The organism is Bradyrhizobium sp. BLXBL-01, from assembly GCF_051853025.1.
Classification (GTDB): Bacteria; Pseudomonadota; Alphaproteobacteria; order Rhizobiales; family Xanthobacteraceae; genus Bradyrhizobium.
This window is the reverse complement of sequence record NZ_CP182471.1, coordinates 3,595,718-3,608,517: the sequence shown is the minus strand read 5'-3', so window position 1 is coordinate 3,608,517 and position 12,800 is coordinate 3,595,718. Positions and strand designations below refer to the sequence as shown.

Here is a 12,800-nt window from a genome sequence, read left to right as displayed (position 1 = left end):
TCTTCCGTTGCGGCAGCCCCGGTCGACATTATGGACCTCGTCCGTGTTGGTTGCCAACTGACGTCAGTGCTATCGGGACGGATATTCAGGGCAATGCTAACAGGAGGTTCGCACGAGGCTTCACGCCTTGATGTCACGCCTTGGCGAGCGCCTGGAACACCGTATCAGGGGCATGCGCGATCACCGCCAGCAGCGCGCGGGCCGGGCCGCGCGGGGCGCGCTTGCCCTGCTCCCAGTTGCGGATGGTCTCGACGGGAACGCCGAGCTTGGCGGCGAACTCCATCTGGGTCAGGCAGGCGCGCCGGCGCAGATCGCGCACTGCGAGCGGGCCGGTATCAGCCGGCGCCGCATGGGCCTTCGGCTCAACCGAACGCGGCTGGACCGGAAATTCCTGCCCATCCCGCAATTCGACGATCCGTCCGTCCGCCTTCAGCCGCAACCGCATGCCCATTCCCCCAAGCAGAGGCGATGATGCGGCAGGTCACTTAAAGTCGGATTAAAAACGCAGCGCACTCGGGGCACGAGGGTTAGGGGTGCCCCCCGCCGCCTCCCCCGTCATTGCGAGGAGCTCTTGCGACGAGGCAATCCAGGATCTTTCCGCGGAGGGAATCTGGATTGCTTCGCTACGCTCGCAATGACGTGGAGAGAGCGTGCGCCGTCGCTACTTCAACCCGAACCAGAGCGTGGCAATTCCGAGGAAGGAGAAGAAGCCGACGACGTCGGTCACAGTGGTGACGAAGGTGCCCGACGCCACCGCCGGGTCGGCCCGCACGCGATCCAGCGCCATCGGGATCAGGATGCCGCCGAGCGCGCCGGCGACGAGGTTGCAGATGATGGCGAGCCCGATGACGATGCCGAGGCCCGGGATCTTGAACCAGGCCACCGCCGCTATGCCCGTGATCACGGCGAAGGCGAGGCCGTTGACGAGGCCGACCAGGGCCTCGCGCATCACCACGCGCCAGGCGTTGGAGGAGCCGAGCTCGCGCGTCGCCAGCGCCCGCACCGCCACCGTCATGGTCTGGGTGGCGGCATTGCCGCCCTGGCTCGCCACGATCGGCGCCAGCACCGCGAGCGCGACCATCTTCTCCAGCTGCCCCTCGAACAGGCCGAGCACGGAGGACGCCAGAAACGCGGTGGCGAGGTTCACCAGCAGCCAGTTGAAACGGCCGCGGGCGATGGTGAGGAAGGTATCCGACAGCTCTTCGTCGCTGGTGACGCCACCGAGCGCCTTGAGGTCCTCGTCGGCCTCTTCCTCGATGACGTCGACGACGTCGTCGACGGTGATGACACCGACGAGGCGGTCCTGGGTGTCGAGCACGGGTGCGGCGACGAGATTGTACTTGCCGAACATGCGCGCCACCTCCTCCTGGTCCTCCAGGACGGAGACGCGGCGGCGGTCCTCGTCGGTGAGTTCGGTCAGCGCCACCGGCCGGCGCGTGCGCAGGAGCACGTCGAGCGGCACCGCGCCCTGCCAGTGCTGCTCCTTGTCGACGACGTAGATCTCGTAGAAGCGGTCGGGCAGATCCGGCGTCTCGCGCATGTAGTCGATCGCCTGGCCCACGGTGAAATCCTGGGGCACGGCGATGAACTCGGTTTGCATGCGGCGGCCGGCGGAGTTTTCCGGATACAGCAGGCTGCGCTCGAGCGCGACGCGCTCCTTGAGCGGCAGCTTCTCCAGGATCTCCTCCTGCTCCTCGGCGTCGAGGGTTTCCAAGAGCTCGACCGCATCGTCGGATTCGAGCTCGCGGACGCCCTCGGCGACCGTCTCCGGCGGCAGCTCCTCGAGGATCTCCTCGCGCACGGTCTCATCGACCTCGTTCAGCGCCGAGAAGTCGAAATCGCGGCCGGTGAGCTCGACCAGGCGGACGCGATCGTCGGGCTCGAGGGCACCGATCAGATCGCCGAGATCGGCCTCGTGCAGCTCCGCGACGCAGGCACGCAGCGCAGCACTGTCGCCGGCCTCGATCGCACGGGCAATTTCCTCGACGAATTCGTGACGAATTTCGCCGTCTTCATTGCGCATCGGCACGTGGTCGAGTACCGAATCCGCAGCGGATGGGGCAACGTCCATATGTTCATCCATGGCGCGCCTCGCCGTTTGACAGGTTGGAACAGGTGGTATGAGCTGAGGGTTCAGGCAATACCCACAACGCAAAGCCGAGCGCAATGACAAAGATGCTGCGACTGAGGTGGACCTCGACCATGACGGGCGCGCTCGCCGCGACCGTCATCGGCACTGCCGCGACAAAGGCCGCCGAATGCCCGCGCAAGGACGCACTCGGCACCTCGCGCGTCCTCAGGGTCGATCCCAAGACCTACCCGCGCGTTGGCGTGAAGAGCTTTCCGCAGACGCTGCCGCTGGCCGATCGCGAGGTCGTGCTGACCTTCGACGACGGGCCGAACCCGCCGACCACGTCGAAGGTGCTGGCGGCGCTGGAACGGGAATGCGTGCGCGCGACCTTTTTCCTGATCGGCCAGCACGCCTCCGAGCATCCCGACATGGTCAAGCGCATCGCCCGCGAGGGCCACACCGTCGGCCATCACTCCTTCTCGCATCCGTTCATGGGGCATATTCCGTTCGAGAAGGCCATGGCCGACATCGACCGGGGCATTGCCGCGGACGAAATGGCGCTGCACGGAACCTCGACGACGACACCTTCGACGCCGTTCTTCCGCTTCCCCTATTTCGAGTCGACACAAGCACAGCTCGACCTGCTCCAGTCGCGGGGCATCATTGTGTTCGGCGCCGATCTATGGGCCAGCGACTGGGAGGAGATGACGCCGGAGCAGCAATTGAAGCTCGTCACCGATCGCCTCGCCGCGAGCGGCAAGGGCATCATCCTCTTCCACGACAACAAGGCGCGCACGGCCGCAATGATGCCGGCGTTTCTGCGGTATCTGAGGGAGAACGGCTATCGGGTGGTCCACATCGTACCGGCTGGCGCATCACAGAAAAGCGCCGAAACGCGCTGATGCCGGAATGTCACGCCGGGGCAAAATGGGGTGATTTGGGGGCAATTAACACTCTGTTCATGCTACGGCGTGCAAAGATGAGGGCGGCTACGGCTGAACCGTTTTGAGCCATCTCCGACCTATCTAAGCGCCAATTGCATGGGGGCAGACGAGGTTCATGATCGGAAGTAGCGTTGTTTTGCGGACGCGATCGTGGATCGTCCTTTGTCTGGGAATGCTCACCGTCGGTTCGCCGGCTGCGCTTGCGGCCGACTGTCCCGGCCACCCCGACGCCCTCGGCACCTCCCGCACCCTCGTTGTCGATCCGCGCGAGCATCCGCTGATCGGCACCATGCAGTACCGCGAGACGCTGCCGCTGAAGGACCATGAGGTCGTCCTGACCTTCGACGACGGTCCGATCCCGAAATATTCCAACCAGGTGCTCAAGATCCTCGCCGACGAATGCATCAAGGCGACCTTCTTCATCGTCGGCAACCAGGCCAAGGCCAATCCGGACGGCGTGCGCAAGCTGGTGGCGGCGGGCCACACCGTCGGTACGCACAGCATGGACCATCCCCTGACCTTCGACCGGATGCCGATCGAGAAGGCCGAGGCGGAGATCAATGGCGGCATCGAATGGACCGCGGCCGCGATGACCGATCCCTCGCAGCTCGCCCCGTTCTTCCGCATTCCCGGCCTGATGCGCGCCGAGGGCGTCGAGAACCATCTGATCTCGCGGGGCATCCAGGTCTGGAGCGCCGACTTCCCGGCGGATGACTGGCGGCACGTGTCGTCCGACCGCGTCTACCAGCTCGCGATCCAGCGGCTGGAGGCCAAGGGTAAGGGCATCCTGCTGCTGCATGACATTCAGGCCCGCACGGTGGCGGCGCTGCCCAAGATCATCCGCGACCTCAAGGCGCGCGGCTATCGCATCGTGCATGTGGTGCCCGCCACCGCCGAGCGGCCGGCGACGCCGACCACGCAGGTCGAATGGCTGCTGCATCCGCCATCGGAGACGACGCCGATCGCGCGCTGGCCGCGCGTGCCGAATTTCGTGTTCACGCAGACCAAGACGCTGCCGGCGCCCGCGCTCGCCGACCTCAATGCGCAGGCCGAGCACCAGTCGCTGCTGCCGCGCAGGAGCAAGGGCCAGATGGACCTCGCGTCCACCCTGCCCGTGCCCGGCCGCGATCTGTTCGCGATTCCGGAAGGCTCGGTCGAGGTGCTGCTGTCGACGACCTTGTCGCGGCGCGCCGCGACCCGGCTTGCCATGGCGGCCGAGAAGCCCCATCCGGCCAAGGACAAGGCAGCACAGGGCAGAGCTGCGAAGGGCAAGACGGCCAAGCTGCACGGGCGGAGGACCGCCCAAGCGGCGCCGGCGGCAGCGGATCATGCCGCGCAGCCCGTCGACATCGTACCCAAGAACGCCGCATCCAAGGGCGCCGCTTCCAAGGGTGCCGCTTCCAAGAGCGCAGCGCCCCGTCCGACCCGCGTCGCCAGCCTGAAGAAGCGCGCTTAGGCCGCTATTGCCGCATGATCGCGGCGACGCAGAGCAGCACGATCAGCGCCAGGAAGAACAGGTCCATGTAGGACTTGAGCTCGCCGTCACGCCTTAGCCGCGCGACGTCGGCGATCACCTGCTTGCGCGCGCTGGTGCCGCCCGAACCGTCGTTGATCGGAGCCTGAAGGCGCTTGGTCTCGGCCTCCAGCTTCTCGATCTTCTGGAAGAAGTAGAACGCCCGCAGCGTCGAGGCCGCGCGCATGGCGGCATAGACCAGCACCAGGATCGCCAGGATCGCCCGGTTCGGATACTTCTCCATGAAGTTCAGGCTGAAATAGACCACAGCCATGAAGGCGAAATTGGTGAGGAAGCGATAGACGAAGCTGAGAAAGACCATGCTGGCTCGAACCTTGAGGGGGCCGCAACTCTACGATGTTGCGAAGTGCGGGATCGGGACCCAGACCGGAACGGCGAGCCTGGATACGGCCCGTCTACGCCAAGTTTGTTTCAACAAAGATACTGCCGCCCCCGCAACTAGCCGCCTTTTAGCCTGACGCGGCCATAAGGCAAGCCGGAGCCTGGCCCCTGACCTCGCGCGCGCGAAGGGCCCGCAACGGCTCAATAGCGATTTGGCCGAAGGCGCGGTAAACTGCGACCGCCGCCAGATGTGGGGTTCTTCCGATGCCGAAGAAGGGAATCACGGGCCACGACGACTGGGTTCTGACCGAGGCACTCGCGACCGCCCTGGTCGCGCTGGAGCAGCTCGAGCCGAAGCACCAGCCGAACGCGCATATGGACGACATCCGCAAGCTGCTCGCCAACGGCAAGGAGCCGGCAGCGGTGAGCCTGCACCTCGCCCAGGCCAAATGCCGCCTGTTTCCCGAGCTCGACCCGTTGGAGATCTACCGGGAATACGGCATCGGCGATGAGTATGGCTGAGGCGGCGCGTCAGGGCAGCACAAGCCCTGCGCGGCGCAGCGGGTTAGTTTTGCGAGGTCTTCAGCAGCGGGCATTCGCTTTGGCTCAGCGGAAGATACGCTTCCTCGGCAGGGATCGTCTCGACCACGCTGTAGTAGTCCCAATGGGCTTTCACGTCCGCAGGCTTCTTGACCTCGACGAGATAGAAATCATGCACCAGCTTGTTGTCGGCGCGCAGCCGCGCGCCCGGTGCATAGAAATCGTCTACCGGCATTGACCGCATCTTCTCCAGGACGGCATTGGTTTCATCTGTGCCCGCGGCAGCCGCGGCCCTCAGATATTGCAGGACGGCCGAATAGACGGCGGCTTGTGGCGCGGTCGGCATGGCGTTGTGAAGCTTGTAGAACCTCTGGGCGAACGCCCGCGTCGCTGCGTTGAGAGCCCAGTACCAAGCGGTGACCGTGGTAAGGCCCTTGGCGGTTTCAGGACCCATGGCGTGAACATCGGTCAGGAACATGAGTTCGGCGACCGCCTTCTGGGGCCCCGTATTCATGCCGAATTCGTTCCATTGCTTCATCGAGGTCACGAGCTGTTCGCCGGCATTGGCGAACGCGATCACCTTGGCCTTTGAGGCCTGGGCCTGGAGCAAGAACGAGCTGTAATCGGCATTTCCCAGCGGATGAAAGACTGCGCCGAGCGACTTGGCGCCGCTCGCCGCGAGCACGCGCTGTGACACTTCGACCATGTTGCGTCCGAACGCGTAGTCGGACGCGATGAAGAACCAGCTATTATATCCTTGCGACACCAGCCTGCGGACCGAGCCGGCGACCAGATTGTAATTGTCGTGCAACCACATCAGGCCGGTGGGCGAACATTGCCTGCCACCGATTTCGGTGGTTCCGACCGCAGAGTAGATAACGATCCTGTTCTTGTCGCGTGCGATCGACTGGATGGCGAGCGCAACGGCAGAATTTCCGACATCGGCCACCATGTCGATGCCGTCCACGTCGAACCATTTGCGGACGATCTGGGCACCGATGTCCGGCTTGTTCTGATGATCGGCGACGACAATGTTGACCTTGGGCCCAGGCGTGGCCTTCTGAAAATCCTCGACCGCCATCTTCGCGGCGACAACAGAGCCTGGTCCGGCAAGGTCCGACAAGGGTCCCGCCTGGTCGTTGATGATGCCGATGCGGATCACATCGCCGGAAAAATCGCCGGCCTGACTCCGTTCGGCGCATACGACCGCCCCGAGCGTCAGGATGAGGCCAAAGGCCGACCGGCAAAGCCGGATAGGCCATGACTTCGACGCGCCTGCGCGATCCACCATCTTCCCCTCCACTCTGCCCGCGAGGACTGCTGGCGATGACTGCCCTGAAATCGCCGTGCTACCCTTCCTGGTGAACAACTTTCCTGACGAATTCCAGTCGACGCGCCTGCGCCGGCGCAACCCGCTCCTTCATGGCGGCCAGGATCGCCGCCGGTGCCGTATCCGGCGAGCCGGCATTGAATGGGGGTGCGGGATTGTATTCCATGCGGAGCTGGACCATTTCCGCTGCCGCGCGGCCTCTCAACATCGAGACCAGCGTGAGTGCAAAGTCGATGCCGGCGGTTATGCCGCCGCCGGTCATGCGGTTGCGGTCGATGCACACCCTCTCCCGCGACACCTCCGCTCCGAAAAACGGCAAGGCATCGGTCGCCGTCCAATGCGTGGCCGCGCGATAGCCTTTCAGGAGACCGGCTGCGCCGAGTACGAGCGAACCGGTGCAGACCGACGTGACGTATTTCGCGCCGCGCGCCTGCCGACGCAGAAAGGCAAGCACCTCCTCGTCCAGCATCAGCTCGTCGGTGCCATAGCCGCCGGGGACACAGATCACGTCGAGTTGCGGGCAATCAGCGAATGTGATGGTCGGCGTCAACGCGATCACGGAATCGCTCGGTACGGGCTCGATGCATTTCCAGATCAAATGCACGCTGACGTCAGGCAGGCTGGAGAAGACCTGGGCAGGACCGGTGAGATCGAGCTGTGTAACGCGGGGAAACACCAGAAGGCCGATCTGCAACGGACCCGACATATCCAACCTCGACATCGCGCTTGACGACGTCAGCGTGCCATGTTGGCCTTGTGGTCGGAAACGGCGTAATTCCCTCATTTTTGGACGCGTCCATGATCGGCTTCCTGATCTTTCCCGAATTCCAGCTGCTGGATGCGGCCGGGCCGATCTCGGTGTTCGAGATCGCAAGACGTCACACGCCGAATGCACCGCGCGTGATCAACGTTGCGGCGAAGGCCGGGGCGGTGCGCAGTTCGTCTGGCACCGAGATGCTGGCGCGCAGCCTGCGATCGGCGAGCTCCGTTACGACTCTTTTCGTGGCTGGTGGAGAGGGCGTCGAAGCTGCGGCGCGTTGCAACACCACGATCTCCTTCATTCAGAGACTGGCGCGCCGCGGCGTGCGCATGGCCAGCGTTTGCTCCGGCGCCTATCTGCTCGCCGAGGCCGGCGTCCTCGATGGCCGCTGCGCAACCACGCATTGGTCCTGTACCCGCGACTTCATCGGGCGCTATCCGAAGGTCAGGCTCGAACCGGACCAGATCTTCACACGCGATGGCGGCGTATGGACTTCGGCGGGAATCACGGCCGGGATCGATCTGGCGCTCGCCATGATCGCGGAGGACCATGGCGAGGAGATTTCGCAGGCAACCGCCCGCCAGCTCGTGCTCTACCATCGCCGCAGCGGCGGCCAATCGCAATTCTCGAGTCTTCTCGAGCTGAAGACGCCGAACGGGCGCTTCGGCAGCCTGTTGTCGTGGGTGCGCGAGAATCTGGATGCGTCTCTCACGGTCGAGGCGCTTGCCGAGCGCGCAGGGCTGAGCTCAAGGCATTTCGTCCGCTCCTTCATCGCCGAAACCGGATCTACGCCGACAAAGGCAGTCGAACGCTTGCGCGTCGAGGTGGCGCGGGAGCGGGTGCAGTCCTCCGGCGAGACGATCGAGCGCGTCGCGCGAACCACCGGCTTTCGCGACCCCGAGCGGATGCGAAGGGCCTTCATCCGGGCCTTCGGTCAGCCGCCACAGTCGGTGCGACGCTCCGCCCGGATCGCGAGAGCTCCGGAAGACCGGGTTTAAGGCCCGCCGGCGACCGATCCCGCGATCACCATGACCAGCGCGCCAAGGTCGATCTTGCCGTTGACGGTCAGCTCCTCCGAGCCCTTCGCGTCTGCCGCGCCCTGGACCTTCAGCGATTGCGGCCGGTCGGCGGCCTGGCGCTGCAACTCGCCGACGATCGCTTCCTTGAGCTTCTCTTCCAGCATGGGCTCTTCCTTCGCGGGTCCGTCCAGTCAAGACGGCAGCCTGCGCTTCGTTCCCGTCACGCAAACCGCGGCGGCAGGCTGTTGTGGATCGTGCAGGCGGCGGTGGCGGCATGGCCGAACGCGACCGATATCTGGTGCAGGTCGGTGACGACGTCGCCGATGCCGTAGAGCCCGGTGATCGACGTGCGCTGATGATCGTCGACCTCTAGATAACCCTCCCCGGTATGGTCGGCGCCAAGCGCCATCGCGAGCTGCGAGCGCACCTGCGCACCCATGGCGGGATAGACCATCTCGAACTGCGCCGTATGGCCGTCGGCGAAGACGGCTTCGACGCCCTCGCCTCTTCGCCGCAAACGCAGATCGGGCGCGAAGACGACCTCGACGCCCGCCTCGGCCAGCCGTGACGTTGCCGACCGATCGTCATCCGGTCCGGTCGCGAGCAGCGTCACGTCGCGCGAATAGCCGCGCAGGAACAGCGCCTTGCCCGCGGCACGCGCGAGCGGTCCGATGACGCCGATGCGGCGGCCTGTCGCCTCGAAGGCGTCGCAGACCGGGCAGTAGCGCAACAGGCCATCGGCGACGGCGGCGCGCCAATCGTCGAACGGCGGATGCGTGTCGACGATCCCGCAGGCGAGAATGACGGTGGCGGCCGCATGCGTGCGGCCATTCCAGCTCGCTTCGAAGCCATGTTCGTGACGCTGCAACGCGTTGATCTCGGCCTTCACGCGCGTGACGGCAAGATCGCGCAGCTGGGCCGACATCCGCTCGATCAGCTCGGTGCCGGACAGGCCGTGGACGAAGCCCGGGACATTGTGGCTGCGCGGGATCAGCGCCGCCCGGCTCGCGCCGGCGTCCACGACGCAGACGCGGCGGCGAAAGCGCGCCAGGTAGATCGCGGCCATCAGTCCGGCCGGGCCGCCTCCGACGATCAGGCATTCAAGCTGCGCGCCGGTCATTTCGGGTTCGGGTCCGCAAGAGCGGCGCCGGGCTCCTCGAGGTGCCCGCTCCGCGCCAGCCGGACCGCGTTGCCGAGCGCGCGCGCCGCATTCTGCACCCCCTGCTGGAATTCGTGGTCCTCGTCGAGCTCGCGATGCGATGTGGCGTATGGCTCCCCGTAGCCGACATAGCCGTCGAGTTCGGCGTAGCGGCCCGCCGAGATCAGCTGCATGTCGGTCAGCCAATCGGACAAGGTCCGGCGCACGCCCTCGGCGCCGACCGCGTCGCCGTGAACAACGACGCCGAAATGGCGGCCGGCGAGATGCCGCGGATAAGGCCAACCCTTCAGCTCGATGGCCTTGGCTTCCGCGGCATTCTTGCCGTGGGTCGAGGTCGGATCGGGATTGCCGCCGTCGGCGCAGACCATGCGGTCCATCATCGCCTTGAGCCCGGCGGGCACGTGATACCAGTTCACGGGGGTCACGATCAGAATGCCGTGCGCCGCAACCCAGAGCGGATAGATCTCGTTCATCCAGTCCTGGGTCTGGCCCAGCGAATAGTTCGGATAGCAGCTGCACGGCCAGTGGCACAGCGGCATGGCGGTGCCGACGCAGGACTTGCAGGGATGAATGGTCTTGCCGAATTCCGAGGCGAGGCGCGACAGATCGAGGATGTCGACGGCAAATCCCATCTCGATGAAGACGGGCTCGGCCAGCTCGACCAGCCGCCAGGTCTTGGACATCTCGCCGGGACAGGTGTGCTCGCTGCGCGCCGAGCCGTTGATGATCAGGATGCGAGGCGCCACGTCGGCATCGTCATGGCGCCGCTGCGCCTCCAGGATTTTTGCGCGCGCATCCAGCCAGTCGACGGCGAGATCGTAGTCGGGGTCGGCGAAGCCTGCGCCGGCCTTCCGCGTCAATGGTGCCTTGCGCGAATGGCTGTAGGCGTCCCAGGCCGCCGCGATGATGGCATCGAGCTCACGGCCGAGCGGAGCAAAGACGGGATCGACGAACTGACGCCTGTAGCGCCGCTCGAACTCCTCGCGCGACAACTTGACGGGCGGCATCCCCTTGCGAATGTCGGCATCCGTCATGCTGGCTCCTGGCGAAGTCGATGTCCTCCGACCAACCCGGCGCCCAGCGTGCGGTTCCCAACACTTTACCGGCGAGCAAGCTCCTGCGGCGCATCGAATTTGGCGATCCGTTGATCGAGCCGCCACAGCTCGATGCGATGCACCAGGACGAGCGAGGCGGCTTCGCGCTTGGCCTGCTCGTCGTCGTCGCAGACCAGGTTGATGCATCCGAACACGTGCCCGTCCGGATCGATCTGGAACGCGCGGTAATGCTTGATGCTTGCCACTATGATTGTCCTCGCCTTGGAGCGACGGGTGCGCTCAGCCAATCCGTGAGGTTCAAGGTCACTTCGTTCTGCTTGGCGCGGCGCAGCAGCATCTCGCGTTCCCGGCCGGGCGGCAGGCTGAGCGCGCGCTCGCGCGCGCTTTCGGCAAAGGCGGCCAGCCGCTCCTGAAGCGTTTGGGTCTGTTTCCTGCGGTTACGTTTGGCGGTCATTTCACTTTCGCGGAAAATTCGGTTGTGGGGAAATAGGCCCCGGCGGGGGATCGGGCGCCGGGGCCCGAGTTCTCTTGTCACTCAAGTCGCTTGCCGGTTGAGGCGGCTCAGCCCGGCAACGATTGTAGCTTCCGTCGCAACGGCCGGTTCCAGCATTTCAGTAAGTTAACGCTGCGCGATTTTCGCAAAGCACAACGCAGGACCGATCGATCCGGACTGCGCCGGAACCGAAATGCTGATTCGTATGTTCAAGGACGACTTGAAGGAGGATCATCATGGCAAAAGCAGCATGGAAACGACCGGGCTCGCCGATCGGCCGCAAAGGCCCGCACAAGGCAAATCCCGCCTACAAGCGCCGCGCGCGCGAGCCGTGGACAGCGGCGGATGTGAGCAAGCTGAAGCAACTTGCCAAGGGCAACACGCCGACCGGCGTGATGAGCATCAAGCTGCAGCGCCCCGTCGCGGCGATCCGCAGCAAGGCGCAACGCGAAGGGATTTCGTTGCGGCCGGTCAACCGCTCGCCCTACAACCGGCGAAGCAAGGCCGCGAAGCGGCGCTGACGACGGACACCGCCGGGCGCCGTCGACCTAGCTCGGCGGCTGCAGGCCCGGCGACCTCAGCCACTCGCTCATCTGAGACCCCGTTTCCGCCTGGCGCGCCTTGCGCAAGATCTCGTCGCGCGCCGCGCCGGGCGGAAGCAAGCTGGCCTGTTCGCGTAGCCGCTCCGCCTCAGCGGCGAGCCGCGCTTCCAGGGTGTCGATTTGCTTGAACCGATGTCGCGTCCTCATCAGGCGTCCTCCTGGTGCATGAGGTCGAGCGCGTCGTTGCGTTCTGACGTGATGGTGGCTTGCTGGCTGCACAGCCCGGCCAATGATCTAACGTTCCAGAAACGGAACGGTTGCAGTTTCGGCGAAAACACCGCAGTTACGATTCCTCGTTGTCGCGGCGCGCTTTGATCTCGGAGCGAAGCATGGCGCTGTCCATGACGGCCAAACGCAAATCGTTCACCGCCTCGCCGTAGCGCCCCGCAACTCGTCTGTGCTGCTCCCGGAGGGCGCGGCTCTCTTCGATAGCGCGAGTGGCGCGGGCAAACAGGGCGTCAGGCATCCGTTACGATGCCACAACGCTCAAGCGCGCGCGCTTGCATAGGTTACTCAAATCGCGCTAACGGCTCAAAAAGCGCCGGCGATTAACCTGGATTAAGCCGTCACAACCCCGCCGGGACCGTTCTCGACCGCGCGCCCGGTGGCCCTGAAGGGGATTTACGGGCAGATCCCCGATTTGCTTAGCTGAAACGCCGCAGCGGGTGTACGGTGACATTATCACTGGCTGAGGCTCTGCCCGTAGGCGCCGGTGGCTGAGAGACCGATGGTGCTCCCGCCTGCGTGATCCAGGGGAGCGCTTGATGGCCAAGCAGATTCACCGTCTGTTGCAGTCGGACGAGAAGCACGTCGAGGAAGTTCGCAAGACAATCCGCAAGGCACGAGCAGCGCTGGAGCTGCCCCTGCCGGATACGTTTCTCGGCCGGCAAACTCAAGAGCCCTTTCCAAGTGAACACGATGTGCGGGACGGGCATCGGCATAAACCGGCCTGATTGCGAGCATGACGCCTGC

Annotated in this window: 18 protein-coding genes; 6 read left to right on the top strand and 12 right to left on the bottom strand. The window is 65.0% G+C overall.

From position 1 onward, the window contains the following. Positions 1-133: 133 nt before the first annotated feature. Complete coding sequence (locus ACNJYA_RS16700) at positions 134-451, bottom strand: helix-turn-helix domain-containing protein (protein ID WP_172783334.1); 318 nt, start codon at positions 449-451, stop codon at positions 134-136. A gap of 210 nt (positions 452-661) precedes the next feature. Beyond that, positions 662-2,083, bottom strand: coding sequence for a magnesium transporter (gene mgtE, locus ACNJYA_RS16695; RefSeq protein ID WP_172783333.1), 1,422 nt, complete (start codon positions 2,081-2,083; stop codon positions 662-664). Positions 2,084-2,166: 83 nt separating this feature from the next. Between mgtE and ACNJYA_RS16690 the strand changes: the two genes are divergently transcribed. Together ACNJYA_RS16690 and ACNJYA_RS16685 are read left to right on the top strand one after the other, a co-directional pair. Beyond that, a complete protein-coding gene (locus ACNJYA_RS16690) occupies positions 2,167-2,973 on the top strand; it encodes a polysaccharide deacetylase family protein (RefSeq protein WP_260379459.1) in 807 nt (268 codons plus the stop codon). 157 nt (positions 2,974-3,130) lie between these two features. After that, positions 3,131-4,471: a polysaccharide deacetylase family protein gene (locus ACNJYA_RS16685; protein ID WP_439403275.1), complete on the top strand. Its 1,341-nt coding sequence runs from the start codon at positions 3,131-3,133 to the stop codon at positions 4,469-4,471. Positions 4,472-4,475: 4 nt separating this feature from the next. Here the strand turns inward: ACNJYA_RS16685 and ACNJYA_RS16680 are convergent, their stop codons facing one another. After that, on the bottom strand, positions 4,476-4,850 hold the full coding sequence (locus ACNJYA_RS16680; RefSeq protein ID WP_172783330.1) for a hypothetical protein: 375 nt from the start codon (positions 4,848-4,850) through the stop codon (positions 4,476-4,478). A 284-nt stretch (positions 4,851-5,134) separates the two neighbouring features. Between ACNJYA_RS16680 and ACNJYA_RS16675 the strand changes: the two genes are divergently transcribed. Continuing rightward, positions 5,135-5,392, top strand: a complete 258-nt coding sequence (locus tag ACNJYA_RS16675) for a hypothetical protein (protein ID WP_172783329.1) — start codon at positions 5,135-5,137, stop codon at positions 5,390-5,392. 43 nt (positions 5,393-5,435) lie between these two features. Here ACNJYA_RS16675 and ACNJYA_RS16670 read toward each other — a convergent pair whose 3' ends face one another. Together ACNJYA_RS16670 and ACNJYA_RS16665 are read right to left on the bottom strand one after the other, a co-directional pair. Beyond that, positions 5,436-6,701 (bottom strand): ABC transporter substrate-binding protein, encoded by a 1,266-nt coding sequence (locus tag ACNJYA_RS16670; protein WP_439403274.1) that lies wholly within the window; start codon positions 6,699-6,701, stop codon positions 5,436-5,438. A gap of 58 nt (positions 6,702-6,759) precedes the next feature. Further along, positions 6,760-7,446: a DJ-1/PfpI family protein gene (locus ACNJYA_RS16665; protein ID WP_172783327.1), complete on the bottom strand. Its 687-nt coding sequence runs from the start codon at positions 7,444-7,446 to the stop codon at positions 6,760-6,762. Between the two features lie 92 nt (positions 7,447-7,538). On the opposite strand from ACNJYA_RS16665, the gene ACNJYA_RS16660 reads away from it, so the two are divergent. After that, positions 7,539-8,498 (top strand): GlxA family transcriptional regulator, encoded by a 960-nt coding sequence (locus tag ACNJYA_RS16660; protein WP_172783326.1) that lies wholly within the window; start codon positions 7,539-7,541, stop codon positions 8,496-8,498. Here ACNJYA_RS16660 and ACNJYA_RS16655 read toward each other — a convergent pair. From ACNJYA_RS16655 to ACNJYA_RS16635, 5 genes are all read right to left on the bottom strand, one after another. Beyond that, positions 8,495-8,683 carry a hypothetical protein gene (locus ACNJYA_RS16655; RefSeq protein ID WP_172783325.1) on the bottom strand — a complete coding sequence of 63 codons (189 nt, stop codon included), beginning with the start codon at positions 8,681-8,683 and terminating at the stop codon, positions 8,495-8,497. The genes ACNJYA_RS16660 and ACNJYA_RS16655 overlap by 4 nt on opposite strands. Positions 8,684-8,739: 56 nt before the next feature. Further along, positions 8,740-9,639: an NAD(P)/FAD-dependent oxidoreductase gene (locus tag ACNJYA_RS16650; RefSeq protein WP_439403273.1), complete on the bottom strand. Its 900-nt coding sequence runs from the start codon at positions 9,637-9,639 to the stop codon at positions 8,740-8,742. Beyond that, positions 9,636-10,712, bottom strand: coding sequence for a flavodoxin family protein (locus ACNJYA_RS16645; protein WP_439403272.1), 1,077 nt, complete (start codon positions 10,710-10,712; stop codon positions 9,636-9,638). Before ACNJYA_RS16645 ends, ACNJYA_RS16650 begins: the two co-directional genes overlap by 4 nt. A 65-nt stretch (positions 10,713-10,777) precedes the next feature. Continuing rightward, positions 10,778-10,978, bottom strand: coding sequence for a hypothetical protein (locus ACNJYA_RS16640; protein ID WP_212255037.1), 201 nt, complete (start codon positions 10,976-10,978; stop codon positions 10,778-10,780). After that, positions 10,978-11,187: a hypothetical protein gene (locus tag ACNJYA_RS16635; RefSeq protein ID WP_172783321.1), complete on the bottom strand. Its 210-nt coding sequence runs from the start codon at positions 11,185-11,187 to the stop codon at positions 10,978-10,980. Before ACNJYA_RS16635 ends, ACNJYA_RS16640 begins: the two co-directional genes overlap by 1 nt. Positions 11,188-11,462: 275 nt before the next feature. On the opposite strand from ACNJYA_RS16635, the gene ACNJYA_RS16630 reads away from it, so the two are divergent. Then, the gene (locus ACNJYA_RS16630) at positions 11,463-11,747 is read left to right on the top strand and encodes a hypothetical protein (protein WP_439403271.1); all 285 of its coding nucleotides are present in this window, start codon (positions 11,463-11,465) and stop codon (positions 11,745-11,747) included. 27 nt (positions 11,748-11,774) lie between these two features. Here ACNJYA_RS16630 and ACNJYA_RS16625 read toward each other — a convergent pair whose 3' ends face one another. Together ACNJYA_RS16625 and ACNJYA_RS16620 are read right to left on the bottom strand one after the other, a co-directional pair. Next, entirely contained in the window at positions 11,775-11,975 is a 201-nt protein-coding gene (locus ACNJYA_RS16625; RefSeq protein ID WP_212255035.1) for a hypothetical protein, read from the bottom strand. Positions 11,976-12,111: 136 nt separating this feature from the next. Next, on the bottom strand, positions 12,112-12,294 hold the full coding sequence (locus tag ACNJYA_RS16620) for a hypothetical protein (RefSeq protein WP_212255034.1): 183 nt from the start codon (positions 12,292-12,294) through the stop codon (positions 12,112-12,114). Positions 12,295-12,592: 298 nt separating this feature from the next. Between ACNJYA_RS16620 and ACNJYA_RS16615 the strand changes: the two genes are divergently transcribed. Continuing rightward, positions 12,593-12,781, top strand: coding sequence for a hypothetical protein (locus ACNJYA_RS16615; RefSeq protein ID WP_439366926.1), 189 nt, complete (start codon positions 12,593-12,595; stop codon positions 12,779-12,781). Positions 12,782-12,800 lie beyond the last annotated feature (19 nt).